Origin of the sequence: Legionella pneumophila subsp. pascullei (assembly GCF_900637585.1) — a bacterium.
Taxonomy (GTDB): domain Bacteria; phylum Pseudomonadota; class Gammaproteobacteria; order Legionellales; family Legionellaceae; genus Legionella; species Legionella pascullei.
In genome coordinates this window covers 1773112-1798598 of record NZ_LR134380.1, presented here as the reverse complement: position 1 = coordinate 1798598, position 25487 = coordinate 1773112, and the positions used below count along the sequence as shown (strand labels likewise).

Below are 25487 nucleotides of genomic sequence, written 5' to 3'. Positions count from 1 at the left end.
TATATGGTAAAAGAGCTTGGCATTTCAATTGAGCCTCAACAAGCTAATGTCATTATTAAGGTACTTGAATTATCCGAAATCCCCATTCTGGCCAATGCGTTTCAGAAAGCAAATTGGCAAAAACCTGCTTCATTGTTTGAAGCATATTACCAAGAACAGCAGAAGTTTCTTCGGGTGGTATGGGTGGCATATTTTCGAGAACAAATTGCTGGCTATGTTACTCTAAAATGGATATCACAATACCAGTCGTTCGCTCATCAAAAAATTCCGGAAATTATGGACTTAAATGTGCTGCCCTCTTTTCGTAAACAGGGAGTGGGAACTGCTCTACTGCAGGCTGCTGAAGAAAAAGCAGCAAGTGAAAGTGATGTCGTAGGTATTGGCGTTGGTTTATATGGCGGCCATGATGGAGGATATGGACAAGCTCAAAGGCTTTATGTCAATCGAGGTTATATCCCTGATGGTTTAGGTGTCACTTACGGTTATAAGCCAACTGTTCCAGGGCAGGTCTATCCTTTAGATGATGATTTTATTTTATGGTTAACAAAAAAATTAAGATGAAATGCTTGACCCTTACGTTACGTGAGCACTTATCTTTAAATGGAATCATTTGAGAGGATAGTTTAATAATGGCTTATACGGTAAAACAATTAGCAAAAATATCGAATGTCAGTGTGCGCACTTTACATTGGTATGATGAAATAGGCTTATTAAAACCAGCCTATCAAGGTGCTAATGGCTATCGTTATTATGAAGAAAAGCAGTGCTTAAAATTACAGCAAATTTTATTCTTCAGAGAGCTGGGATTTCCCTTGAATGATATCCAAAAACTGCTTATGCAAGATGATTTTGACCATATCAAAGCATTAGAGGCGCATAAACAGATTTTGGAAAGAGATATCAATCGAAAAAATCAACTGATTGCAACGATTGATAAAACCATTCAACATTTAAGAGGTAAGCATAAGATGTCTAACGAAGAATTATATTATGGCTTTGATTCACAACGGCAGAAACAATACGAAAGGGAACTAGTCAAAGAAGGGGTGGTCAACCAGGATTGGATGGATAAGTACAAGAAAAAAATAAATCAATGGACTCAGGCTGACAAAGACAGATTTATTCAGGAAGGCAAAGAGATTAATCAATTGCTGATTTCGGCTATTAATAATCAACTGAAGCCCTCTTCTCCAGAGGTGCAAGCCATTATCCATAGGCACCATGCCTGGGTAGGGTGGAATCCAACCAAGGAAGGATATATTGGGCTAAGTCAAAGATATTTGACTCCAGAGTTTAGGAAATTTTATGAGCAGCAGCATCCTGCTCTACTCGAGTTTATTATTGAAGGAATGCTATTTTATGCAAATAAAAACCTTTGATTGAGATGATAGAAGGGCTGGCCTTATCAGCCCTAAATGACATTGGATTGTTCTTATCTCATATCAAGGCAAGCGATTTATATATCTTGATCCATGGTATGTAAGAGAAGAGGATTATTTGAAATCCATTTCACTTATACAATTTAAAAAGCATTATACCGGCATTGCTTGTCAAATTTTAAAGAAGGAACTCTTTTGAAGTTTTCTTGCTTAATAATTCATCTCTTAGTAAGTTGGGAAAATAATTACTCAAGAAATTTTGAAAAACTGCTTGACCCTATTGTTGCTATATACCTTAGCTTTGTATTGAAGGGGGAAACACAATGACTCAATGGTTCGTAAAAGATTTAAGCCAATTAACAGGTGTATCAGTGCAAACCTTACACCACTATGACCGCATAGGATTGCTTAAACCTTCATTACGACTTGCCAATGGGTACCGTGTTTACTCTGAGAAGGATTTATTGAAATTGCAACAGATTATTGCTTTGAAGTTTTTTGGTTTTGAGTTGTCGCAAATTAAAACCTTGCTTGCTGAAGAAAGTAATGCGCTCAGCCATTTTAATAGCCAGGCTCGGCTGTTAGAGCAAAAGGCATCCACTTTACTCGAGGGGGCTAAAACTTTGAGGCGCATTATCGACACTGTTGACAAAAATCAATCTATCCCTTGGGAAACCATTATTCAACTGATAGAGGTATATAAAATGACAGAACATCTTGAGCACGGCTGGGTGAAAGAAATATTCACGCCGGATGAATTAAAACAATACGTTGAGTTTGAAAAAGAAATGAAAGCCAATGCAACGCCTGAGCAAAAAGCGGCTATGGAAAACAATTGGTCTCAGTTAGTCAATGAGGTAAAAAATAATCTTAAGCAAGATCCTGACTCAAAAACAGGGGTTTATCTAGGGAAGAAGATAATGGATTGGGTTAATGGGGTATACGGTAAAAAATACGCCCATTTAAGAACCAAAAAATTTGAACAGGGCTTTGGGGAAGGGAAAGGTCTTGATGAGGTTGGATTAACACCAGAAATCGTATCATGGATGGATAAAGCGATGGATGCTTACTGGAGAGACCGAATCTACGGGATTCTTGAGCAAGTCGGGAAAACTTCCTCTTCAATTGTATTAAATCTTTGGAATGAAATGCTGGTTGATATGTATGGCGAGGAAACGTCACGTAAAAATGCCATATATGAAATCGCTTTAAATGACGATAAGGTTAGCCCTGAGGCAAAAGCCTGGCTTAGAAATATTTTAAATTCCTAAAAATATCAACAATATTACTGGATCGGTAAGGTGATAGCGATCCAGTCAACTTAATTAAAAACATCTAATTATTATGGTCTTGCAAATTTATTTATCTTGTTAAGCAGACTGACCATCCCCAATGTGTTAAAAATGAATTTTTATCTTCTTCAGACTGCATTGCAGTTGTGTTTTTCCCTAATAGCACCTGTTCAAGATAATAACGACAATCTTCAAAAAATCGCTGTAATCGATAAAATTCACAGAGACTTTTGTTTATTGTGAATTGAGGAGATATTTTAGAATAAGCCTTCATTAAAGGCATATCCAGATAATGCCAAAGATCACGTTCGCGAGGCGCTATCTTTATTCCATCCCAATCAATCAGCCAAACATCCAGAGGCGTTTGCAAAACATTGTAATGGTGGGGATCACCATGTGTGATCACAAAAGGGAGGCTCATTTTACTGAATTGCTCACTCCACTGTTGCAGTTGGGTTAAGCCATCCAGTAATTGTTCTTTATTCCCATTGAGTTTAGAAAACATTGATGGAGTATGCATTGTATCGATTATTTCAATAGAATGTTCAATCCACCCAGACATTCCCAGCGCATAGTCAATATTAAAATTTTCTCTCGCAAAAACAGGGAACGCAGATGCGGGAATGTGATGCAACCGGAAAAGTAAGTCAGCCATTTTATCACTCAATAACTGATTTGGTGCATAGGAGGGATGAATTCCTTCGATATAATCAAACAAAGTCAAAATTAATCCATTGCTGGTAAAGCAATAATTCTCTTTAACATCAGCAAGCATGCAAGATAAATTGTTCATACCAAATTCCTGTTTAAATCGATTTAAAGCGATTCCTGTCTGATGGAGTGACTCAATCGTGGGAGGAATTGGAACAAGCGATTGGTCTTTAGGATAAACTTTTAAAAAGTACTTTTTATTCTCTTTGGTTTCAACAATGAATCCATAAAAGGATCCAATATTAACGAAATAAAGCCTTACAGCCTTGATTTGGTATCCTTGATATAAATTATCAATTAGTTCCTCATCAGAAAAAAGTAGTTCATTGCGACGCATCATTATTTCTCACTAACTTCATGGTATAAAGAAATATTCCCTTTCATATCAAGATGTACAGTCATTGAGAACAATTTATTATGTTATTATTGAGGATTACTCTACTGCTTCGGGAGTAGCTATCGCAGGCAGAGCATATATCCTTTAATCACAGATGACTGAATGAATATTTTTATTGTTTTTGACACAATAACATGAATTTTCAAACTTTTATTTACTGTTAATATCTTAAGGAATAATTATAAATGAATTATCAATTAGAGCTTGTTGTGGATACAAAGCTTTTAGAACAACAAGATAAAATGATTCGTGATGGGATAGTGAATTTTAATGCTCCTTTTACAGGATCCAAGCCAGAGCGTTATTCAATCTATGTGAAAGATAACGAGAATAATATTGTTGGTGGGGCAATTGTGTATGCTCATAAAAGTTCAATCTACGTTGATGTCCTCTGGGTTAGCGAAAAATATCGTGGGCAAGGTATCGGTGCTGAACTTTTACGAAGCGTTGAAACCGAGGCAATTAAAAGAGGAATTCCTGAGTCAACATTAGATACTTTTTCTTTCCAGGCTGAAGGCTTTTATTTAAAACAAGGTTATAAGCATTTAGGGACTATTAAAAACTATTTAGAAGGGCATGATCGCATTTATTTGCGCAAAAAATTGAAGTAATTGTACTGATTGCTTGTAGTTTAATCTGGCGCAGTCACGTTTGAAGGTGAAGTAAAAAAATATATATCCATAGAGATAAAAAGAACATTGTTTTTGATCAGGAAAGGCATTAGGAGAACTCTGTGATGATTTGAAAGACAAATTTCAAACATACTGATATTCTTAATATTAAGAAAAACTTGTTTGTAAATATGAAATGAAAATTATTATAAAAGTCGGAACACAAAGTATTTTATCTGCCGATGGTAGTCCAATCTATTCCGTACTAAATAATCTTGTAAATCAAATTATCTATTTAAAGAACCTTGGGCATCAGGTCATTTTAGTAAGCTCTGGGGCTGTTGGTTCTGGTCGAAAAATAGTTAAAAATTATCTGGGAAAAACATATGGCGATACAGTAGGAGAAAAGCAACTCTTGGCTTCCATAGGCCAACCCGAACTGATGAATCTCTATTCCAATTTGTTTAAAAATGAAAACATTTTAGTATCTCAGTTATTACTTACCAAGCAAGACTTTCATACTAGACAGCATTATTTAAATATTGCCCGGTTATTAACGGAATTACTAAAGCATCAAAATATTATCCCTATTGTTAATGAAAATGATTCAGTAGCCATTGAAGAGTTAATGTTTACTGATAATGATGAACTGGCAGGACTTATTGCAGCTCAAATTAATGCTGATTTTTTAATACTCTTAACCAATGTGGATGGTGTTTTTACATCCCATCCTAATGATCCTGAAGCTAAACTAATTAATACAATTGACCCCAATTTAGGTTGGCCCAATGTCTCTGCTGTAAAATCAAAATTAGGACGAGGTGGTATGGTATCCAAACTGGATACTGCTAGAAAAATGGCTGGTTTAGGTATCAATACAGCAATCGCAAACGTAAATGTAGAATCCATTGTTCCAAAAATTCTAGATAGGGAAGCCGTTGGCACCATAATTCTTGCTAGTAAAAGAAAATCGAGCATAAAAAGATGGATTGCTTTTAGTCATAGAACCTCCTTACCATCTATAGTAATTAATGATAATTTAATTACTTTATTACGAAATGGTAATCGTGTAATGAGCATTTTACCAATAGGGATAGAAGATTTTCGTGGAGAATGCAAAAAAGGGGATTTAATTGATATCTTTAATTCTAACAATGAAAAGATAGGAGTTGGAATCGCAAGGTATGATTTTTTAAGATTAAAGGACTATCTTAGACTTCAAAATAAGCCTGCATTTATACACTATGATCATTTGCATATTCTATAGGTACCAAATGAATACTCATATTATTAACCAATTAAGAGCCGCTAAAAAGGCCACTACTAATCTTAACTTAATACAAAGTGATACCCGAGCAAAAGTTTTAAAGACATTAGCGGCTAATTTAGAGAAGCACCTTGAAAACATAATACAAGAAAATCAAAAAGATTTAAGTTTAATGCTTGAGCAAGATCCTAAATATGATCGTTTATTATTAAGTAAAGACAGAATTTTGTCATTGGCTAATGATGTGAGAAAAGTAGCTGATTTACCAAATCCATTAGGAGTTAGTCTCCTTGAAAAGTCTATGCCAAGTGGTTTGATTATTAAGAAAATCACTGTACCTTTAGGTGTCATCGCAGTCATTTATGAGTCAAGGCCTAATGTAACTATCGATATCTTCAGCCTATGTTTTAAATCTGGGAACGTTTCTATTTTAAAAGGTGGAAAAGAAGCATATTTTACTAATAGTTATCTAGTTTTATTAATTAAAAATACATTAAAGAATTTTAATATAGACACAGATCTTGTTTGTTTATTACCACCAGAAAGAGCATTGATGACTCAATTATTAAATGCCACAGGTTTTGTTGATTTATGCATTCCAAGAGGGAGTCAGAATCTAATAAATTTTGTCAGAGACAATGCCAAAATACCTGTCATTGAAACGGGGGCAGGCATCGTCCATGTCTATTTTGATAAAAGTGGAGATTTGGAAAAAGGTAAAAAAATTATTAACAACGCTAAAACCAGAAGAGTAAGTGTTTGCAATGCATTGGATACTTTGATTATTCATACCGATCGTTTAAAGCACTTGCCAGAACTTGTGGAGGCATTATCTAAAAATAATGTGATTATATATGCCGACAAGGCAGCTTATCAGGCTTTAGATAAGAGTTATCCTGAACAACTTTTAATGAGGGCAAATCCACAAGATTTTGGTCATGAATTTCTAGACTATAAATTAGCAATAAAAACGGTACCCAATATACAAGCAGCTATTGATCATATTCAACAATTCAGTTCCCATCATAGTGAGGCTATTATTGCAGAAGAGGAGTCTGCAATTGATAAATTTCTAATTGAAGTGGATGCTGCAGCTGTCTATGCCAATGCTTCTACTGCATTTACAGATGGTGGGGAGTTCGGATTAGGGGCTGAAATTGGAATTAGTACGCAAAAAGTTCATGCGCGAGGGCCCATGGGATTAGACGCTTTAACAAGCTACAAATGGGTTATAAGAGGGACTGGACAAATTAGAAATTAGGTACAACCATATTTTTTCAACGCCGCTCCCAATAATGATAACAACAATAATCTGAATTAGTTTCGACAAAAGCCGTGCATGCTGATGACTTAAAGTGCTGCACGGCCTCCTTTTATTTTAGAGACGGAATTTTAGACACATCAGGCTCAGTTTGAGTCCTTTTATTGCTCTGGATGCGTTCAATCCTTTCAATCGTGGTTTTCAGTTGAGACCTGAAAAAATCAATTGGATTTTTAGGCTTCTGATTGGTTTCCAAGAAGGAAAGAATACGAGCGGCCACGTCCCTTTGTAATACGGGTAATGCAGAATTGTCTATTGGGTAATTGCCTTGCGTTAATTGAGCAACTGGGCCCAAGGCTCTTGCCAGCTGAGACTCTCCATGGCCAGACAAAATAAAGCGATGTCTCTGTTCACCCAAATTCTCAAGAAAGGCATCTATTTGTTTGTAGGTTTTATTGATAAAAAGACCATTATCGCCAAGACGAACCGTTTTTACATGACTAGGGATTTGCGCCAGAGCTTTTGCTAGGTCAACAGCATTGAGAATAAAAAGCCCATTATTGCTTAAATCAAGTTCGGTGACATTGTTTGGAATATTTTTTAGAACCTTACCCAGGCCATCAGCACCTAGCTCATAAAGGTCATTGCATCTCAAATCAAGCATGGCGATATTTTTTGGAAGTCCAGTTAGCATGGTTGTTAGGCCATCAGCACCTAGCTCACAAAGGTCATTACATCTCAAATCAAGCATGGTGATACTCTTTGGAAGTCCAGTTAGTGCGGTTACCAGGCTATCAGTGCTTAGTTTATTAAGGTGATTCCAGCTTAAATTAAGCATGGTGATATTCTCTGGAATACCTTTCAGTGCCTTTGCCAAGTCATCAGGGCCTAGATAATAAAGGTAATTGTCGCTCAAATTAAGCGTGGCGATGCTTTTGGGAATGCTGGTCAGCACTAATGCAAGGTGATCAGCACTTAGTTGATAAAGGCCATTGTCGCTCAAGTTAAGCGTGGTGATGCTTTTTGGAATACTGGTCAGAGCTGCTGCCAGGTGTTCAGCACTTAGTTGATAAAGGCCATTGTCGCTCAAATTAAGCATGGTGACGCTTTTTGGGATTTTCTCCATCGCCTCCATCAGGCCATCAAGACTTAGTCGATGGAGATCCAAGGATGATAAATCAAGCCTCAAGTCGCCTTGAGTAGAACAAGTGTTAATCCGTTTAATCAGCTCATTTTTTATATTTAGGATTTCTTTTGTAATCATGATGTTTACCTTATTGTTATGTCTTAACGCTCATGACATACAGGACTTAGCTCAACGGCTGGTGCACAAAAAGGGATTGCCTTATGCAGCAAGTCATGCAGAAAAGCGTTTGGATTTGGGGGTTAAAAAATAATGGGTTGTTGATGTACAACCAAACGTTTAGGGAAGGTAAGCGTCAGGAATGAGCTTGTGACTCGGAAAGCGAGCCTGAGTATAAAAAGAACCAAAGGCATTTGTTTGCCAAAGAGTTTTCATGATACAACAACGCGTTGTGTTAATAATAGTGTTCTATTATATCAGTAAATGATTCATTGTAAATCATATAGAGTTTTATTTGGTCTTTTGTGCATGGGATTGGCTTTGATTATTAGATTCATAATCAATGAATGACTACTTGGCTCTACATTGAAATCCTTGAACAAAGCTCATGTATCCAAAAAAATTGCCGTGGTTGAAAAAAGAGGGTAACAATGATGCGACACCAAGCAAGACCAACTCGCTTGAATTCAGCAGCGATAAAAGCCGTACATACCGAATTTGCTGCTAGAATAGTCATTAATTGCCCTGTTTACTCTATTATCCTGTTGTCAACATACCGCAAGAAATGCCTGTGACTGTTTTTAAAGAGGTAAATTCTTCCTTTTCATAGCTTCAATCTGAATAAGATTCAAAGGATGAATCAGGGTTGATCTTAATCGAATACTTTTGCCAAGCCAGGGTTGATGAAAACAAAAATCTTTCTCACCCATTATTTGATAGAAGTATAGAACGGTTGACTCCAATTCTGATTGAAAAGGCATGTTAAATATGGATTTAACAAAAATCATGAGAATAGAGTCAAAGTTCAAATCTGGATTTTTTCTGCAGAACTATCATTGGCAATAGATTTTGAAGATTTAAAAAAATTAAATAATATCAATATTTAAAAAATCTATGCAAAATAAGGGCAGGACATAAAATTAAATCCATCCAAAGATTACATAAAGGTGACAATGAAATGGAAGCTGTGATTAATGAAATTGAGGTTGTGAATGTTGTAAAAAAATCTAAAATTGAAAGTGACTAATTTTTGGTGAAATTTGATCTCTTATAATTTAGCAGAGAGGGGATTCTGTTCTACTACATAATCAGCTATTGAATCACAGTTTTTGCACAATTAATTTTAATAATCCTCAAATACTAGTTTTAACTTGAAAAAATACAGAGCAAGAACCTGAAGGAAATATTCAGAATATATTGATTTGAATCACCACTTTTCTGATATTGGATTTTTATTAATATATTCAACCAGTCTGCGTTTGGTTCCTTGGCTCACCATTTCTGGTAATGTATCAAGTCTAAACCATTTCATTTGTTCAATTTCCCTGGAATAGGCGACATGACTGGTATATTTTTTAACTATATAAATGACTGGATAATCATTAACTCCCAGATATTTGTGGTGATAAATTCCGAATAAAATTACATCTTGTTCAGCAGTAATAATACCAACCTCTTCCTGCAGTTCACGGATTACCGCAGCCTTGGGTGATTCTCCTTTTTTTACTCCTCCTCCTGGTAAATACCAATGAGGTTGATAAGTATGTTTTACCAATAGCACTTGTTCCTCTGTATTAATTACTATTGCCCGAGCTCCCAGAGTACTCAATCCCAGCCATGACTGTATACGTTTCACGACACGGGTAGCGACATAATAAGGGATATTATTTATCTTCATGATGCAATTGAAAGCCTTGATTCAGCTGCTGCATAATCAAGGCATAATCTAAAATTATTCTGATTTAATTTTTTCATAAGACCCGGGTTTATGTCCGAACATGGCTATTGTAGCGCCATTTTTTGAAAAGGAACTAATGCAAGTGCGAGCGGGTATTGTAAAATAGTCTCCTTTACCAAGGCTTATTGTTTTACCATTTACTTTGAAGTCGATTTCCCCTGAAATTATTATGCCTGCAAGATCATTCTCATAATAATGTGGGGGGTTTTTATAGCCTGCTTTAAACTTAACTAACCCACTTTTATGATCATGAAAAAATATAGCTTGCTTGGGATGAGAGTGATGATCATTAATTTCTTCCCATTGGTGTTCGTTCATTTTGGTCACGCCAATAGTTTGACTATTAGTTGGGCATGTTGCAAAACTCGGTGTATAGGTACAAGCCAGTATTGCTAACGCGGCTAAAAAGCCAAATGTATTTGATTTACTTCCATTATTCATTATTTCTCCTTAAAATTTCACCATAAATTCCAAAAGACTAATATCTATTCATACAACAATTACAAAGTAAGAGCAATTTTTCTGGATAGATGAAGGTGAATGTGGTTGGATCTATCAAGAGCAATGTTCTTTTTTCAGTGAGCTATATTTAGTTTTTGTATTATTAAATTCACATCGTCCTAAAACACTAAATATAATTAATGAATGAAGGTAATACAATAGAGTATTCCTCGATGCTCAGTTTTTAGCACTATAGCGGTAGCGTTCTATACCGCCCATTGCTATCAGAGTATGTGTGAATATAAATAAAAATGACATGGTTTATTGTGAGAGTAGGCACTAATAATTCCATTCACCTCATCATCCTGTTGTCAACATACCGCAAGAAATGCCCGTGACTGTTTTTCTTAAAAGAGGTAAATCCTTCCTTTTCATAGCTTCAATCTGAATAAGATTCAAAGGATGAATCAAGGTTGATCTTAATTGAATACTTTCGCCAAGCCAGGGTTGATGAAAACAAAAATCTTTCTCACCCGTTATTTGATAGAAGAATAGAACGGTTGACTCCAATTCTGATTGAAAAGGCTTGAGATATTCATTGGAGCCAGTCAATTGGTATAAGTACTGTTCCCAGATAGGGAGATATACCTTGGAAAGCGTGACACCTAATTGTTTTACAAAGGCGGCAAAAAGAGCATTTTCTTTATAAAGTACCTTGAGTCTGTTTTTTTCAATGTCATCTAGTTCTGACCAAGTAGAGCCGATACCCCACCAGGTAGGGAAAAGAAGTCGTGTTTGAGTCCAGCACAGGATCCATGGGATGGCACGAAGTTTTCGTTGATCAGGACCTGATTTTCGTTTGGTTGGACGAGAGCCAATCTTCAACTCTTTCAAAAAATGATAAGGGGAGGCTTGTTCTATTATTTGCCAAAACCAGTCGCTTTGTATAAGTGTTTTGTATTTCTGGCTAACTCTTGCAGAAAATAATGACAACTCTTCAGGATAACCATTATCAGTGTTTTTACCTTTTTGCGAATAGATATCAAGAAATTTGTCAATTTGACTTTTGAGTATGGAACTCGAACCAAAGAGTCTTGCAACCATTTCTCCCTGGACAGTCGCTTTATAATTAGACATCATTTCCTTAGACCAGGAAGCAGTTTGTTCTTTGATATCCCCACCTCCTCGCTCAATACTGCCGCCCGAACCATGAAAAAAGATGGGCCGAAGGTTTTTATTTTCCAGTGTAGACTGAATGTTTTTTAAGCTTTTCGCAATCATGAGTCGAGAGGGCAGTACCCCATTTTCTTTAGACGAGTCGGAATAACCCAACATCACTTCATAGTTTCCGTCCCACTGTTTGAGATGTTTCTGTCTAATATCTTCAGTGATTGAATCATTTAAAATTGTATCCGCATTAGTGAGAGCAAGTTGATTTTCAAACAAGGGAACAACCGGTAGGGCGTAGCTTTTAAAAACTTGTTTAACCAGGTTAATTCCATTTTTTATATCCTCAGCTGATTCAACCATACTGAGGATAAAACCTCGTATATAGTTTTTAGGATCAGTCCCATAAGTTATAGAATGGACGTGTTCAAGCATTTTGGTGATGGTTGTTTTTTTTATGCTTGTTAAACTCTCTTTTACAATGGCGGAGTCTTCTCTAAGTTCTATAGGCATGACCAGGGCAGGATACAGATGAAAAATACTAGAGATGATGGAGAATTGTTCAGGTTCGAAATTTAAAAATTTTAGTGTATTTGACTGTATAGCAGTTAATTCTTTTTTGAATGCTGATACTTTTTCATGATCTTTTGGTTGTATTTTTTTAAGATGATTCGCTTTTTTAACAAGCTGACTAATCTGATCTGCCAAGGATTTGTTTTTATTTAATGCAGTTGAAAGCTTGATGATTTCCAGCACTTCTTTTAAGCATTCCTGAATATAGGCAATAAAAAAAAAGCGAGAAAGTTCGAGACTTTTAAGCATGATTTTTTCATTAACACCTGAGTGCCCATCCTTATCTCCTCCTACCCAGGTGCGTAATTGAATAGGAACGCCTTTTGCTAAAAAAGAATGATAAAGTTTGATGTTGAGTGGATGGAGTGCGTATTGATAAATGTATTGAGCCTCGTCTTCTACACTTGGTTTTTCATGATAGGAAATATTAATCTGAAGCGAGATTTTAAGCATTTGATCAAGATGAGATTCATTCATCAGATAGGGTGATTTAAGAACTTCGACAAGATAGTCACGGATTGCTTTGAAAAGCTTTAAAAATTCATTAGTACGAGCTTCTGTTGGATGTGCTGTCAACACATAATGAATACCTTGAGGCCTGTCAGAATAAATTTGTTCTTTTCTTTGGTTGATACGAAAAATGCGATAGGCATTTTCACAGGTATTAATCAGCTCCATCATGAGAGAAAAACCATGAGCTATTTGATAAAGCTGTCTTTTATCAAGCTTGGAAAGCTCGATTTGAAGACTATGAAGAGCTTTTCCAAGTGCAAGCGGCTCACTCCCGATTGTATCTTGCATGGATAGTCGAATTTGCTCAATTCTTTCATATGTTTCCTTTCCATAGACTTCTGCAATGGCTTTCTTTAAGCGGGTAAGAGACCAGGAAACCATGCTGCTGAGCTCTCTTGGCAAATGGGAGACATCTTGTTTCATCCAAAACTCCAATTTATCTGGAAGGTTTATTCTGTGGAGGAGCGCCGTCTTTTCGTTATCGCAGTAGACACCTCTTTGTGTACTTCTTAAGTTGGTTCTCAACGGATTCTGGTGCAACTATTAAAGAATACCTTCGTATGTGATTGTAATATACTTAATTTATGCTGGAAAATACTTTTATTTATTAAGGCAGCCGATAATCAATGTTCTATAAAAATACTACAGCTTTTCTAATAAAATAATATCCGCACTACGGATATGCGATATTTTTTTTGCTGATACTGATGTTTCCTGCAGGACTTTTTGTATATCAGAAAATAAATCCAGACCATGATGTTGTAACGGGCGTAATAAAAAATAAGCCCTACCTTTATTTGCAAGTGAATTTTCCAGAGCTCGAATATAATTTTGAAAGGAGCTATCTAAATAAAATCTGCAACGATTTTTAAATTTTGAAGGGGAAAGCATTCCATGGCCTGGTTGGAAATAGGGGGGATTACTGATAATCAAATCAAATTTGCCTTCCCATTTTTTTTCATGTAGTTCATCATAATTTAAAAGGTGCCAGCGAAGTTGCAATTCAGGTCGATTGACGTTAGCTATGTTTTGATAAAAATATTCAGTATAAATATCCTGGATCTCAATAAAATCAATCTGCCTGATTGCTTGAAGATGCCATGATAGTTCAATTCCAATGACTCCACAGCCTGCGCAGAGATCTAATACTCTTAATGAGCCAAGATCTCTATAAGAGTTTAATTGTTTGGCGACAAATTTCGCCAGGTGAATTGAATCAAGACTGAAATGATATTCGTCAGGTTGTTTGTAATTATAAGTATAATGGATATTTGGTTCGTTCTGCATTGTATCAATCATTTTGAAATTATTTTCTCTTAATTATCGCCTTAAAATACCTTATTCCTTTGTATGTTGCACTTTTAATTAATTTTTCAAATATATTTCATTTAAATATCTTATTTATATACTTGTCAAAATGTCTCTTTATGGACAAATGTCTTTTTAAAGACTATAATATAGTTGAAAGTACCCTGGAGTTTACTATGCAAACGAATACAAGCTCTTTACAAAACATACCGGATGACGTGGTGTGGAAGTCTTTAACTAATCTTGTAGAGCGTTTTGATCTAAAAGAAAGTGAAGCCCGTATTTTAATGGGAGATATGCCTCGCTCCACATACACTTCCCATAAAGCAAAATTAAACAGAGATCAAAAAGAGAGAGTCTCTTATCTTCTGGGGATTTATAAGTCTTTACGCATATTGTTTGAAGATGGAGAGCAAGCCAGAACCTGGATTAATCGTAAAAATAACCTACCTCCATTTAACGGTTTAACACCAAAAGAATATATGCTGGAAGGAGGGATAGTTCGTCTTGCAGATGTGAGGAAATTTCTGGATTTCTGGAGAGGTTATTAGGATGTACTCCTATATAGATTTTAGTGAAAAAGTGCATAGATTAATACCCTCTAAATTTCCGCCTGTAACTTTATTTGATTGGGCAGACTCAGCGGAAGAGATCGAACAAATAGCTCTACTTGAAGGTCTAACTAATGAAAGGATACTTGCAGAGCTCGGTAAAATAAATTTGATAGATAAAGAGGATTGGATAGGTGGTCCCGGATCTACTCCGATTATGGCTGCTTTTACACATATTGGATTTGAGTCAAGATTTAGTGATGGCAGTTTTGGTGTTTATTATGCCGCTTCATCCCTTGAAACAGCAATAAAGGAAACTTGCTTTCATCGAGCAAGGTTTTATAGTGCGTCAAATGAAAAACCTTGCTCGATCTCAATGAGAGAATATGTGGCTACTATAAAAAAACCTTTAATAGATATTAGAGATAAAAGATATAAAGAGCTGTTTAATCCTGATCCAGCTTATTATGGTAAAAGCCAGGAGTTTGGAAAAACAGTTTATGAGAAAAAAGAATGGGGGTTGCTGTACCCAAGTGTAAGAAATTTAAATGGCTTATGTATGGCTGTATTAAGGCCTCCAGCACTTACTCTACCAAGACAGGGATGTCATTTAAGATATATTTGGGATGGTGAAAAAATTTCAGATGTTTATAAAGAAAGTAAAATTGCAAATGTTTAAAATATAGGCTATTAAAATAAGGCAATTCTATTATCAATAGATTTTTCTTAATTATTTTTTCTCTTTCTGTCTTTCTCTTTAAATGCATATTTGATGCATAAATACATCAAACAGAAGTGAGGTCAATCTACTTTTTTGCCAGTCGTTTTCACACTGATTTTTGCTGGGGCAAGGTTGTTAGTCATACGGAAGACCGTTCTATCTACTCGTCGCTGAAGCATGATTTCTACCATTACTGTTTCATTCGGATGAAGAATTTTGTTAATATCAGCAAGGGATGAATGAAAATCAAATAATCTGTAATAGGCAAGGGCTTGGTCACTTGATTCAGGGTATGCCTTAATACGGAACCCTAGATTGCCTCTCATTTTTGGAGTATTAATCCCGGATTCCATGATGTCGTAGTCAAGAAAATAAGTCAGTTTTCCTCGATTATTCAGGTTTCGTTGGCGATCTATGAAGAAACCTGCAGGAAGCGCCTGCTCGCTATATTGGGGGCCAGCAGTTAGATAAAGATCATAATCGACAAGGTGATTGCCTCGGTCATCAATAAGCCGGAAAATAATCATAGAGTAGCGATTGGTTATATACTCGCGTTTAAATACAAGTGTTTTCACAAATTCCGTATGCTCATTCTTCTGAGTTTCTTTAGTAATCTTATCCAGCTCTTTTACTAACGTATTATACGAGTCACGGCTTTTTACTTGCAGGCATCTCAAGATCCATATTGCTGTGGGATGAGTCGCTGCATTGGCCATTGAAATACTACGGATGATCCCGATATTTTTACCAGAATGCGCTAGTCCTGGCAGAACCCCAAATGCCATTGGCTGTGTCCGTATCATTTTAGCGACTACAAGACTTTCACCGTTATCCCCCTCCTGATGTAATTTCAATAGACTATAATTCATATTTGTTGCAGCGACACGTACCACGCCATCAGACCCTGCTTCTCCCGTGTAAGAGTTTAGTGCATCATAAAGTTGGCGATCAATTTTCTGGCCAGTAAGTACAAAGCAATAGATGCCATTAGCAGTACAATCGTAATCAAGCCAGCTTTCATTAAGTTGCCAGCTCATGTCGCTTCCAAGTTCAAGCCAATCAAGTACATATTTTCCCGGTTCAACACCTTCAAAAAAACTCTTTATACGAGCTAGTCGGGATTTACCAAGTTGAGCAAGAGCAGAACCGTGGTTGGCAGGAGCCAGCATGATAAGGTGACTCAACGGACATTTTGCAAGATTATTCTTAAAGTATAAATCCATCCATTTGCGGACAATAGGCCCACCGGTAGAGTGAGTGATACAAGCAAAACGCTGCCCATCTTGTAGCTTATCAACAATTTCATCACGTACCGCTTGATCAAATGCGCGTGCTATATCGTCAACCGTCACCGTATCATCAAAACTGATGTAGCGCCCAAGATAAATATTGCCGACTTGAATATCCAGCTTTCCCTGTTTGCTCTGATTTTCAAGCCATTGAGGAAGTTCCCCATAAGTATTGGTATGCGTGACACTCCAGCCATGGACGAAGATAACAATCATAACGCTCCTTGAATCGTTGGCCCACAACAAGACATTGTTGAGTAACTTGATGATATTAGATTATTTTATACTCAATCCTCAAGTTTTTTAATTATGGCCCCAGAATTTTCAGTGTTAAAAAATAAGCAGCCTTTTAATGAATATTTTGCCTACTGTTAAAAGACAAGAGCTATATAAGCTTGAATAATATCTTTTTGAAATATTTTTCATCAATCTTATTCTAATTCAATTAACTGAAAGGAAATCGATTGTTTATATATGGCTTATACAAAATTTCTAGTTGATTCAACGACTGGTTATGCGGCTTAGAAGTTTTGAAAATTATAGTCCATAAGATGTTATAAATATGGATGGGTGATATAGTACAATATTACACGGCTAGAAAGATTGGGACAGATCAAGGTGAAAAGACGTAGCTTTTTAAATCAGCTGGAATCTGCTTTTTTAGCCTTGTAAATTAATATAAGAAGCATCCATGCGCGTTGAACTATTTAATCCATCCATTAAAAAAATCATTGTCAAATTGAACCAGTTAAAAGGCTTGTGGATTGTCCAACTCAATTTGTCAAAAAACCGACTAGGTGAGAAAAAATTCACTGACTTGGTAGTTCTGCTCAGTATGCTCAAGGCTTTTGGAGTCACTTATCTTAATTTGCACTTCAATAATCTTGGGCAAAAGACTGGAACCGAATTGGTGGCCCTGTTTAAGATTCTTAAGGACTCTGGAATCAGCCGTCTTAGTTTAAGTGCTAATGACCTTTACCAAAAGACTGGGACGGAGTTAGCCACCTTGTTAACCGTTTTAAGCGATTCAGATATCATTCAGCTTGATTTAAGCTGCAATTGGCTGGGACAAAGACCAGACGCTGAACTAATCGAACTATTTAAGGCATGGAGTAGTACTCCAATCATTGATCTTGACTTGGCCAATAATGGTCTTGGTAAAAAATCGGGGATCGTGTTGTCGGAAATATTCTGTGCATTGAAAGTATCTTCAATTAGCCATCTTGGTTTACGCAATAATGATCTTTATCAAAGGACAGGTGCCGAATTTTCATCCCTGTTGAGTGCCATAAAAGATTCTCCAATCACTCACCTCGACTTAAGTGATAATGGGTTGCATCTAATGGTTGTTACTGCTTTTGAGACTCTATTTGATGCTCTAAAAGACTCTTCCGTCACCCATCTCAATTTATGCCGTAATGGCATTGGGTATCTGGATATGTTTGAAATGACAGCGATGTTTTGTTCACTCCAATATACAGGGGTGACTCATCTTGATTTAGGAGAGAATGGTCTGGAGTTGATGACCGCTGAGGCGTTAGCAGCTATATTCAGAGTTTTTAAAGACTCCAGATTAATTCATCTTGGCTTAAATGATAGCTATTTAAATAACAGAACAACAGAAGATTTGCATCTTATTTTTAATGCATTGCCAGCCAATATAGCGACGATTAAATTATCACTTGAAGAGTTAACTGAGATGAGCAGCGAGCAACGTCAGACGATTCAAAGGCGTTTTCCCAGGGCGGAGCAAGTTATTCTAGTTAATAACGTGGAGGGTAGGGAGTTAAACCCTTCATTAAGCCTGGGCGATGCCAATGTATATCGGCGGTTAGGCTTTGTTGGGGTGTCGCCCCCGTCTTTAGCTGGTTTAACTTCCTTTTTTGTGGTCAGCAACAACCTCAGGTTCACACGTGAAGTGCAAAAATTACTCCCAGATCAAGTAACAGAACGTATTGTCAAGAATATTCTCGGCTGAATAGGTTCGTATGTGGCGGTTTAGAAAATCTAATGGCATTACAGAAGGCTAATTATAGAACTCATGTTAGGGTGTTGTGTTGTTAAATGGTGAGTGCTCCTGTAATTCGGAAAGGCCCGAAAAACCTCGATTCATGGAAAGAAGAAATTGCCCGTATGTGGCGTTTTAGTAAATCAAATGGCATCACTGAAGGATTTCATCGAAAAATGAAATTAATACAACGAAGAGCTTATGGATTTAGAAACTTTGAAAATTACAGGTTAAGGGTTAAAGTTTTGTGTTCTTGATTAGTGCCCCCGGAAATGGGGAAGAGCCATAATTTGTAACCGATGTTTCCGGAATAGACCGATTAAAAATGGCGCGCCCGGAAGGATTCGAACCTCCGACCCCCTGGTTCGTAGCCAGATACTCTATCCAACTGAGCTACGGGCGCGTTGATTGGCGGAGAGAGAGGGATTCGAACCCTCGATGGGATTTCTCCCATACTCCCTTAGCAGGGGAGCGCCTTCGACCACTCGGCCATCTCTCCAATCAATGGTAGCGGAGTATAACAGGTATTTAACATGCGTCAATAATTCTTATTGCATAAAGTGATGAAATTCAAAATTGAGCATAATAAATATCATCAATGGATATAAAAATATCAGCAGATTTTTTTTTTAATGTATTTATGTTAAGACAGTATCTATTAAAGGGATTTAAAGGATTATTATGTGGTATGACACCTTATTGGAATATTTAAGTGAAAAAATTTGCCCATCAAATAAGGAAAAAGCCAGGTTATTGATAAGTCAGTTATTTAAATTATTAAAAGAAAATCCTGATTTCGGAGAAAAATTTGAGCCAGAATTTATTTTTGGTGTAATGGTTGCGCTTTATGACTATTCAACAAATCATGGAAATCAAAACGTATCTTTAGATAAGTTTGGTAAATATTGCATAGGACTAATTATGGTATTTTCCAAAATATCAGAAGATCTGTCTGTTTACTGTTCTGATTTTATAAATTTTTTATCTGATAAGACAATTTTACAAGAATTAAAAATTGAAGGGGAATTAGCTAAGATTAGGAAAGATTATTTAGAGAAAAAAAGAATACATCCAGATGTTACTCCATTTATCGATCAAAAGGATGTAGAAAATCCTTTTAAAATTTACAGCAGGATAGGCGAATTAGCCAAGATTGACCTGCTGAAACAATTTGAAAGTCATACATTGGCCTGTCTGAATTTCTCTGTAAAAATTCAGGCAGAAAAAATAGTTAGCATGTTAAACGATTTATTAAATCATATTAAAAATCAGCAAGTTATAGTTTCTGAACTGTATCAAGATCTTTTACCTTATAAAGGCAAGGATGATTTGTTCGACGCTTTGATATTTTCACTTAAAAGAGAATTAAAGAAGTTAACTCATAATGTTTCACCTAAAACGCAACTTTCCAGCAAGACAAAAATAAACCTCGTACTTGTTCCAGGCTTAAAACTTGATCATCTCCCCAGATACAATCCAGAAATAGTGAGTATTTGTGAAAAATTGGAAAACTATGTCTTCAATGAGTCCAATAAGAAGGGTTTATTTTTTTCAGCAAAAAATTATTGTAACCATACCAAAGAAGTAAATGAGATAGTGCAAAAAATATTTAAGGGAGACCTTTTAACAATAGAAGCAATTCTTCATGAATTAGCTAAAATTAATATAGAGAATCACAAAGATGAGTTGATTTTACTTATAAAAGAGTTACAAAGTGAAAGGGCCTGTATAAGAAAACTTTAATACGATAAAGTTCAAAGAATAAATATTTCCAGGAATGATTTAAGTAATTAAATATCATCAAAAAATCATCTTAAGATTTCCAAAATATCAAGAATACTGCTAATCTTTGAATCTATTGATTTTAGTATAGTTTCTAATGCAGAGACCCTAACAAGGAGGACTAATGAAACACCAGTCGAATTTAAGTGGTCGTAACGTTTATGTCGTCGATGGAAGTCGAACGCCGTTTCTTAAAGCAAAAGGAGTAGGTCCATTCTCTGGTTCAGATTTAGCAGTAGCTGCAGGAACAACTCTGTTAAATCGCCAACCGTTTTCTCCGGATGAGCTTGATGAGGTCATTATTGGTAGCGCTATGCCTGGACCTGACGAGGCCAATATAGCTCGAGTAGTTGCTCTTCGTTTGGGGTGTGGCGACAAGGTGCCAGCATTTACCGTAATGAGAAATTGTGCGTCGGGCATGCAAGCATTAGATAATGCCGCAATTCAAATTGCTACGGGACGAAGTAATTTGATTCTTGCTGGTGGAACAGATGCCATGAGTCATGCTCCGTTACTATTTAATGAAAAAATGGCTTCCTGGTTAGCCAACTGGTTCGCGGCCAAAAGTTTTGGTCAAAAACTGGCTTTAATGGCAAAATTCAAGCCTTCTTATCTGACGCCAGTAATCGCTTTGCTCAGAGGTCTAACTGACCCAATTGTCGGATTGAATATGGGGCAGACAGCTGAGAAAGTGGCTTATCGATTTAGTATTACAAGAGAGCAAATGGATGAGTTTGCCACTCAAAGCCATTTACGAATAGCTAAAGCTTATGCTGAAAATAGAATGTCAGAAGTAGCCCCAATTATAGATTATAAAGGATGTATATATCCTCAAGATGATGGTATTAGAGCAGATTCTACTGCGGAAAAATTGTCAAAGCTAAAACCATTTTTTGACAAAAAATATGGAATGGTCACACCAGGCAACAGTTCACAGATAACTGATGGGGCCTGCTTGTTGCTGCTAGCTAGCGCTGAGGCTGTAAAAAAATATGCTTTACCCGTATTAGGTCGAATAGTCGATTCACAATGGGCTGCACTGGATCCATCTCAAATGGGTTTGGGCCCTGTTCATGCGGCAACCCCTATATTAGAGAGGCATAATTTAAAACCACAGGATTTGGATTGTTGGGAAATCAATGAAGCTTTTGCAGCTCAAGTTTTGGGTTGTTTGGCTGCATGGAATGATGACGAATATTGCAAAACACAGCTTGGTCTTAAGGAAGCAATTGGGGCGCCATCGCTGGAGCGACTCAATCGGGATGGTGGAGCAATTGCGCTAGGTCATCCTATTGGTGCCAGTGGGGCTCGTATTGTGTTGCATGTTCTTAAATCTTTAGAGCAAAGAAATGAGTCACGAGGTATGGCAGCAATTTGTATCGGAGGTGGTCAGGGAGGAGCTATGTATCTTGAACGAGTAACTGAGGTGAAAGGACATGAATAATTATAAACATTGGGATTTGCAGCGAGATAAAGATGCCATTCTTTGGCTTGGATTAAACAGAAGGGATGCTGCGGTTAATAGCATTAATGAAGAAGTATTGGATGAACTAAATAGCTTGTTACATGAAATATCACATGATAAAAAAGCGATGGGATTAATTATTTATTCACTCAAGGAAAAAGGGTTTATTGCTGGCGCTGATGTTAATGCGTTTTCACAATTTGAGAGCTCTTCACAAGCAGTTGATTTTTTACAGAAAGGACAAACTGTATTTGCCCGTTTGCAAGCGTTACCAATTCCAAGTGTTGCGATGATCGATGGTTTTTGCATGGGAGGTGGTTATGAGTTAGCCTTATCCTGTACCTATCGAATTGCAACAGATGACAAAGACACCCGTATTGGTTTGCCTGAGGTGATGTTGGGCATTCATCCAGGATGGGGTGGTACCGTGCGTTTGCCACAGCTAATTGGTGGTTTCAAAGCATTATCTCAAGTCATTTTGACTGGCAGTGCAATACCTTCTGTAAAAGCTAAAAGTCTGGGCATGATTGATGAGGTAGTACCTGTTCGACAGCTAAGAAGAGCAGCTGTTTATTTTATAAAAAATAAACCACCACGACACAGACCATCGCTTATTGAAAGTTTAACCAATAGTTCCCTGCTTAGAAAACCTATTGCTTATCTATTGCGTTATAATGTAGCCAAGCGAGTTCGAAAAGAACATTATCCTGCACCATATGCTGTGATTGATCTGTGGGAAAAAGAGGGAGGAGTCGGCGAGAGAGCTTATCTTAAAGAAGCTGATTCTATAGAAAAACTTGTATCCCAAAGCGATACTGCCAAGAATCTTATCAGAGCATTTTTATTGCGTGAGCGATTAAAAGGGTTTGCCAAAGACAGCCACTTCAAAGCTGCTCATGTTCATGTGATTGGCGCAGGGGTTATGGGAGGGGATATCGCTGCCTGGTGTGCATTGCGAGGTCTTCAGGTCACATTACAGGATAAATCCTATGAGCAAATCGCTCCTGCGATAGGGAGAGCGCATAAGCTTTATAGTAAAAAGCTGCGCAAGCCGCGATTGATTCAGGCCGCAATGGATAGATTAATCGCAGATCCTGAAGGGCATGGTGTAAAACGAGCGGATGTCATTATTGAAGCAGTTTTTGAGAATTTGGCTGTTAAACAGGAAATAATGAAAACTGTGGAAAAAAATGCCAAAAAGGATGCGATTATAGCAACAAACACCTCTAGTATCCCTCTCGATGAAATTAGTAGTGTAATGAGTAAACCAGAACGTTTGGTAGGCATTCATTTCTTTAATCCTGTAGCTAAAATGGATTTGGTGGAAATAGTCAGCAGCTCATCTACTGCAAAAAAGATTCAGCAGAATTCCTGTGCGTTTGTCAATCAAATTGGCAAATTACCCTTGCCTGTCAAATCAAGTCCTGGTTTTTTAATAAACAGGGTGCTCATGCCTTATCTGATGGAATGTGTACAGTTATTGGATGAGGGATATAGTGCAGAGACAATAGATGAAGCAGCATTGCAGTTTGGTATGTTTATGGGGCCTGTAGAACTCGCTGATACTGTAGGAATGGATGTTTGCCTTGCTGTGGCCGAAAATTTGACAAGTCATTTTGGTGGTACCATACCACAAAAATTACGTGATTTAGTAAAAGAAGGTAAACTCGGCCGTAAAACTGGGGAGGGTTTTTATAAATATAAAAATGGCAAAGCAATTAAGAAAAAAGCCCCAGCAAATGTCGATAAGACCATTGCGGACAGATTAATTTTACGTATGGTGAATGAATCTGCAGCTTGTATACGTGAGAAAGTTGTTGAAGATTCTGACTTGTTGGATGCTGGAATGATCTTTGCCACAGGTTTTGCTCCATTCCGAGGGGGGCCTATGAATTACGCAAATGATTTTGGTAAAGACAAGCTGGAAACTTTATTTAAAACATTTGAATCCAAATACGGCGAACGTTTTAAGGTAGATACTAGCTTATAATTTCTCTGCAAGGTAAAAGCATAAAGGTTTTACCTTGCCTTTTAGAGAGACAAGCATTTTATGGAGCAAAAATCAAAATCTTTAATAAGGGTTTGTTATTTAATTCTTTTACTTAGTCAATATTCTTTTGCTAATGTTTATATATTACCTGAATCTGGAAATACCGTCGGTGAAATTCAGGTCGCATTTTCAGAGTTTGGAGAAACTATAGATGAAGTCGGTCGGCGTTTTAATGTCGGCTATTATGAAATGGTCCGCGCTAACCCAGGTGTCAACGCCAGATATCCACTAGCTGCTAACACAAAGTTAATTATTCCATCTCGTTTTGTTCTACCCAACGTACCTAGAAAAGGTATAGTGATTAATCTAGCAGAATATCGATTATATTATTTTCCTACAGATGACAATGTTGTCATTACTTATCCTGTTGGGATTGGTAAAAAAGGGTGGGAGACTCCTTTGGGAGTAAGCAAAATCACCTCCAAAGAAATTAATCCTACCTGGCGGCCTACAGTAAAATTACAAAAGGCAGCTGAAAGCATTGGTGCTCCTATTCCCAGTGAGTTTCCCCCTGGCCCTCATAATCCTTTAGGACAATATGTATTACGTTTAGAATGGCCAACTATATTAATTCATGGTTCTAATCGAGTTGATGGGATTGGGGCTAAAGTAAGCGCAGGATGTATTCGTATGCTTCCTGAGGATATTGAGCACCTATATAGTTTAGTGTCTGTAGGGACACCTGTAAGAATTATAAATGATCCTCGACAAAGACCCGCTGATTTTAATCAATAACCTTTTTCATGTATGGAGTTTCAAGTTACAGGCTATAAACTCAATTATCTAGATTTAACTTTAACTAAAGTTAAAAAATAATAAGATAATCCAACAAGAATTATGGCTGCCAAAATGTCAACTGGATAATGCCATCCCAATAGTACACATGAAAGAATTAATAGAACATTAATGATTGACAATAGTAGGCAGGGTATAAACCAATCTTTAATTAAGTAAACACACAAAATTGCCCAGATTGTATGAAATGAGGGAAGGGCTATTAAACCACCTTCAATGGTTGTCGGCTGTATATGATGATGAATTTGATGAAATTTAAGTCCCGTTGCTATTTGTTCAGGGGCAAATAAACTATTCTGTATTTCACTTGCTGGTGCTGTAGTTGGGAAAAAATAGTAAAAAGTAAATCCCAGTAATGTAGTTGAGAGCAATAGAAAATAATAATCTTTAAGGATATAAAATCGCCCTGATACAATAATACATAAGGGTAAGATACTCATCTGATAGGGTAGGGTATCATAGATAATCGCCAATAAGAATTTAAAATATTGATACTTATTCGTCCACTCCAGAATAGATACCATGTTAATGCCCAATTGCGCTTCCAGTTTAATAATTTGTTTGTCTATAGGAGGAAAAGGCGTTAATTGAACAGCGTTTGTTGCCAAAGCGATGATAGACATCACAACAAAAAAATTAATCAGATCTAATCCAGAGCGAGTCATTCTATTGTTCTTACCAAAAACTAAAATCATTCCAATATAATTTAACAAAATAATGCAGGCTATGACTGGAGTATTGGGTGGAAAATAATTGTTTCCAGGGAATTGATAGATAATATGATTGATAATTAAAGCAATTAATGATAGAGATACAATAGCCCCTGCCAATAAAATAAAATATCTGAAAGGTATAACTTGCATTT

Annotated in this window: 24 protein-coding genes, 2 tRNA genes and 1 pseudogene; 16 read left to right on the top strand and 11 right to left on the bottom strand. The window is 36.7% G+C overall.

Translation table 11 applies throughout. The features are described 5' to 3' along the window. Positions 1-3 precede the first annotated feature (3 nt). From EL201_RS15965 to EL201_RS08270, 3 genes are all read left to right on the top strand, one after another. Positions 4-561, top strand: a complete 558-nt coding sequence (locus EL201_RS15965; RefSeq protein ID WP_331708818.1) for a GNAT family N-acetyltransferase — start codon at positions 4-6, stop codon at positions 559-561. A 68-nt stretch (positions 562-629) separates the two neighbouring features. Continuing rightward, positions 630-1379, top strand: coding sequence for a MerR family transcriptional regulator (locus tag EL201_RS08275; RefSeq protein WP_027221799.1), 750 nt, complete (start codon positions 630-632; stop codon positions 1377-1379). Positions 1380-1702: 323 nt separating this feature from the next. Further along, positions 1703-2650: a MerR family transcriptional regulator gene (locus EL201_RS08270; RefSeq protein ID WP_027221798.1), complete on the top strand. Its 948-nt coding sequence runs from the start codon at positions 1703-1705 to the stop codon at positions 2648-2650. A 91-nt stretch (positions 2651-2741) separates the two neighbouring features. On the opposite strand, the gene EL201_RS08265 is transcribed toward EL201_RS08270, so the two are convergent. After that, complete coding sequence (locus EL201_RS08265) at positions 2742-3722, bottom strand: phosphotransferase (protein WP_027221797.1); 981 nt, start codon at positions 3720-3722, stop codon at positions 2742-2744. Between the two features lie 242 nt (positions 3723-3964). On the opposite strand from EL201_RS08265, the gene EL201_RS08260 reads away from it, so the two are divergent. The 3 genes from EL201_RS08260 (at position 3965) to EL201_RS08250 (ending at position 6918) form a co-directional block, all read left to right on the top strand. Then, the gene (locus EL201_RS08260; RefSeq protein ID WP_027221796.1) at positions 3965-4390 is read left to right on the top strand and encodes a GNAT family N-acetyltransferase; all 426 of its coding nucleotides are present in this window, start codon (positions 3965-3967) and stop codon (positions 4388-4390) included. 196 nt (positions 4391-4586) lie between these two features. Further along, positions 4587-5657, top strand: a complete 1071-nt coding sequence (proB, locus tag EL201_RS08255; RefSeq protein WP_027221795.1) for a glutamate 5-kinase — start codon at positions 4587-4589, stop codon at positions 5655-5657. Between the two features lie 7 nt (positions 5658-5664). After that, on the top strand, positions 5665-6918 hold the full coding sequence (locus EL201_RS08250) for a glutamate-5-semialdehyde dehydrogenase (protein WP_027221794.1): 1254 nt from the start codon (positions 5665-5667) through the stop codon (positions 6916-6918). 112 nt (positions 6919-7030) lie between these two features. Here EL201_RS08250 and EL201_RS08245 read toward each other — a convergent pair whose 3' ends face one another. After that, a complete protein-coding gene (locus EL201_RS08245) occupies positions 7031-8182 on the bottom strand; it encodes a leucine-rich repeat domain-containing protein (protein WP_050598272.1) in 1152 nt (383 codons plus the stop codon). On the opposite strand from EL201_RS08245, the gene EL201_RS15925 reads away from it, so the two are divergent. Next, a complete protein-coding gene (locus tag EL201_RS15925; RefSeq protein ID WP_256365503.1) occupies positions 8181-8315 on the top strand; it encodes a hypothetical protein in 135 nt (44 codons plus the stop codon). The two genes, EL201_RS08245 and EL201_RS15925, sit on opposite strands and share 2 nt — an antisense overlap. Positions 8316-8652: 337 nt before the next feature. Then, positions 8653-8796, top strand: coding sequence for a hypothetical protein (locus tag EL201_RS15665; protein WP_158272784.1), 144 nt, complete (start codon positions 8653-8655; stop codon positions 8794-8796). On the opposite strand, the pseudogene EL201_RS15990 reads toward EL201_RS15665, so the two are convergent. The 5 genes and pseudogenes from EL201_RS15990 to EL201_RS08220 all read right to left on the bottom strand — a co-directional run. Further along, a pseudogene (locus EL201_RS15990) lies at positions 8759-8979 on the bottom strand (phosphoenolpyruvate carboxylase); the annotation flags it as partial. The gene EL201_RS15665 and the pseudogene EL201_RS15990 sit on opposite strands and share 38 nt — an antisense overlap. Before the next feature lie 449 nt (positions 8980-9428). After that, positions 9429-9899: an NUDIX domain-containing protein gene (locus tag EL201_RS08235; RefSeq protein WP_027221793.1), complete on the bottom strand. Its 471-nt coding sequence runs from the start codon at positions 9897-9899 to the stop codon at positions 9429-9431. A 54-nt stretch (positions 9900-9953) separates the two neighbouring features. Then, entirely contained in the window at positions 9954-10400 is a 447-nt protein-coding gene (locus EL201_RS08230; RefSeq protein ID WP_050598271.1) for a cupin domain-containing protein, read from the bottom strand. A 360-nt stretch (positions 10401-10760) separates the two neighbouring features. Beyond that, on the bottom strand, positions 10761-13076 hold the full coding sequence (locus EL201_RS08225; RefSeq protein WP_027221792.1) for a phosphoenolpyruvate carboxylase: 2316 nt from the start codon (positions 13074-13076) through the stop codon (positions 10761-10763). Between the two features lie 219 nt (positions 13077-13295). Continuing rightward, positions 13296-13952 carry a methyltransferase gene (locus EL201_RS08220; protein WP_027221791.1) on the bottom strand — a complete coding sequence of 219 codons (657 nt, stop codon included), beginning with the start codon at positions 13950-13952 and terminating at the stop codon, positions 13296-13298. 185 nt (positions 13953-14137) lie between these two features. Between EL201_RS08220 and EL201_RS08215 the strand changes: the two genes are divergently transcribed. Further along, entirely contained in the window at positions 14138-14512 is a 375-nt protein-coding gene (locus tag EL201_RS08215) for an antitoxin Xre-like helix-turn-helix domain-containing protein (protein WP_027221790.1), read from the top strand. Position 14513: 1 nt separating this feature from the next. Further along, positions 14514-15191 (top strand): RES family NAD+ phosphorylase, encoded by a 678-nt coding sequence (locus tag EL201_RS08210; RefSeq protein WP_027221789.1) that lies wholly within the window; start codon positions 14514-14516, stop codon positions 15189-15191. Between the two features lie 122 nt (positions 15192-15313). On the opposite strand, the gene plaB is transcribed toward EL201_RS08210, so the two are convergent. After that, positions 15314-16738, bottom strand: coding sequence for a phospholipase PlaB (gene plaB, locus EL201_RS08205; protein WP_027221788.1), 1425 nt, complete (start codon positions 16736-16738; stop codon positions 15314-15316). 475 nt (positions 16739-17213) lie between these two features. Here plaB and legL2 point away from each other — a divergent pair, with 475 nt between their 5' ends. After that, the gene (legL2, locus tag EL201_RS08200; protein WP_027221787.1) at positions 17214-18500 is read left to right on the top strand and encodes a Dot/Icm T4SS effector LegL2; all 1287 of its coding nucleotides are present in this window, start codon (positions 17214-17216) and stop codon (positions 18498-18500) included. An 89-nt stretch (positions 18501-18589) separates the two neighbouring features. After that, complete coding sequence (locus EL201_RS08195; protein WP_256365509.1) at positions 18590-18787, top strand: transposase; 198 nt, start codon at positions 18590-18592, stop codon at positions 18785-18787. A gap of 69 nt (positions 18788-18856) precedes the next feature. Here the strand turns inward: EL201_RS08195 and EL201_RS08190 are convergent. Together EL201_RS08190 and EL201_RS08185 are read right to left on the bottom strand one after the other, a co-directional pair. Continuing rightward, positions 18857-18933 (bottom strand) — tRNA-Arg (locus EL201_RS08190). A gap of 6 nt (positions 18934-18939) precedes the next feature. Continuing rightward, positions 18940-19029, bottom strand: a tRNA-Ser gene (locus EL201_RS08185). Positions 19030-19229: 200 nt separating this feature from the next. On the opposite strand from EL201_RS08185, the gene EL201_RS08180 reads away from it, so the two are divergent. The 4 genes from EL201_RS08180 (at position 19230) to EL201_RS08165 (ending at position 24562) form a co-directional block, all read left to right on the top strand. Continuing rightward, on the top strand, positions 19230-20273 hold the full coding sequence (locus EL201_RS08180; protein WP_269456677.1) for a hypothetical protein: 1044 nt from the start codon (positions 19230-19232) through the stop codon (positions 20271-20273). Positions 20274-20436: 163 nt separating this feature from the next. Continuing rightward, complete coding sequence (locus EL201_RS08175) at positions 20437-21756, top strand: acetyl-CoA C-acetyltransferase (protein WP_027221785.1); 1320 nt, start codon at positions 20437-20439, stop codon at positions 21754-21756. Then, positions 21749-23767, top strand: a complete 2019-nt coding sequence (locus EL201_RS08170; RefSeq protein WP_027221784.1) for a 3-hydroxyacyl-CoA dehydrogenase NAD-binding domain-containing protein — start codon at positions 21749-21751, stop codon at positions 23765-23767. The genes EL201_RS08175 and EL201_RS08170 overlap by 8 nt, the downstream gene beginning before the upstream one ends. 60 nt (positions 23768-23827) lie before the next feature. Further along, the gene (locus EL201_RS08165; protein ID WP_027221783.1) at positions 23828-24562 is read left to right on the top strand and encodes a L,D-transpeptidase family protein; all 735 of its coding nucleotides are present in this window, start codon (positions 23828-23830) and stop codon (positions 24560-24562) included. A gap of 44 nt (positions 24563-24606) precedes the next feature. Here EL201_RS08165 and EL201_RS08160 read toward each other — a convergent pair whose 3' ends face one another. Next, entirely contained in the window at positions 24607-25485 is an 879-nt protein-coding gene (locus EL201_RS08160; RefSeq protein ID WP_027221782.1) for a phosphatase PAP2 family protein, read from the bottom strand. Between the last annotated feature and the right edge of the window lie 2 nt (positions 25486-25487).

Coding starts and splice junctions, on each gene's coding strand:
- EL201_RS08235 (WP_027221793.1), bottom strand. CDS start 9,899: ATGAAGATAAATAATATCCCTTATTATGTCGCTACCCGTGTCGTGAAA.
- EL201_RS08245 (WP_050598272.1), bottom strand. CDS start 8,182: ATGATTACAAAAGAAATCCTAAATATAAAAAATGAGCTGATTAAACGG.
- EL201_RS08230 (WP_050598271.1), bottom strand. CDS start 10,400: ATGAATAATGGAAGTAAATCAAATACATTTGGCTTTTTAGCCGCGTTA.
- EL201_RS15925 (WP_256365503.1), top strand. CDS start 8,181: ATGATGTTTACCTTATTGTTATGTCTTAACGCTCATGACATACAGGAC.
- EL201_RS08165 (WP_027221783.1), top strand. CDS start 23,828: ATGGAGCAAAAATCAAAATCTTTAATAAGGGTTTGTTATTTAATTCTT.
- EL201_RS08260 (WP_027221796.1), top strand. CDS start 3,965: ATGAATTATCAATTAGAGCTTGTTGTGGATACAAAGCTTTTAGAACAA.
- EL201_RS08210 (WP_027221789.1), top strand. CDS start 14,514: ATGTACTCCTATATAGATTTTAGTGAAAAAGTGCATAGATTAATACCC.
- EL201_RS08170 (WP_027221784.1), top strand. CDS start 21,749: ATGAATAATTATAAACATTGGGATTTGCAGCGAGATAAAGATGCCATT.
- EL201_RS08215 (WP_027221790.1), top strand. CDS start 14,138: ATGCAAACGAATACAAGCTCTTTACAAAACATACCGGATGACGTGGTG.
- proB (WP_027221795.1), top strand. CDS start 4,587: ATGAAAATTATTATAAAAGTCGGAACACAAAGTATTTTATCTGCCGAT.
- legL2 (WP_027221787.1), top strand. CDS start 17,214: ATGCGCGTTGAACTATTTAATCCATCCATTAAAAAAATCATTGTCAAA.
- EL201_RS08220 (WP_027221791.1), bottom strand. CDS start 13,952: ATGATTGATACAATGCAGAACGAACCAAATATCCATTATACTTATAAT.
- EL201_RS08250 (WP_027221794.1), top strand. CDS start 5,665: ATGAATACTCATATTATTAACCAATTAAGAGCCGCTAAAAAGGCCACT.
- EL201_RS15665 (WP_158272784.1), top strand. CDS start 8,653: ATGATGCGACACCAAGCAAGACCAACTCGCTTGAATTCAGCAGCGATA.
- EL201_RS08225 (WP_027221792.1), bottom strand. CDS start 13,076: ATGAAACAAGATGTCTCCCATTTGCCAAGAGAGCTCAGCAGCATGGTT.
- EL201_RS08265 (WP_027221797.1), bottom strand. CDS start 3,722: ATGATGCGTCGCAATGAACTACTTTTTTCTGATGAGGAACTAATTGAT.
- plaB (WP_027221788.1), bottom strand. CDS start 16,738: ATGATTGTTATCTTCGTCCATGGCTGGAGTGTCACGCATACCAATACT.
- EL201_RS08160 (WP_027221782.1), bottom strand. CDS start 25,485: ATGCAAGTTATACCTTTCAGATATTTTATTTTATTGGCAGGGGCTATT.
- EL201_RS08175 (WP_027221785.1), top strand. CDS start 20,437: ATGAAACACCAGTCGAATTTAAGTGGTCGTAACGTTTATGTCGTCGAT.
- EL201_RS08275 (WP_027221799.1), top strand. CDS start 630: ATGGCTTATACGGTAAAACAATTAGCAAAAATATCGAATGTCAGTGTG.
- EL201_RS08270 (WP_027221798.1), top strand. CDS start 1,703: ATGACTCAATGGTTCGTAAAAGATTTAAGCCAATTAACAGGTGTATCA.
- EL201_RS15965 (WP_331708818.1), top strand. CDS start 4: ATGGTAAAAGAGCTTGGCATTTCAATTGAGCCTCAACAAGCTAATGTC.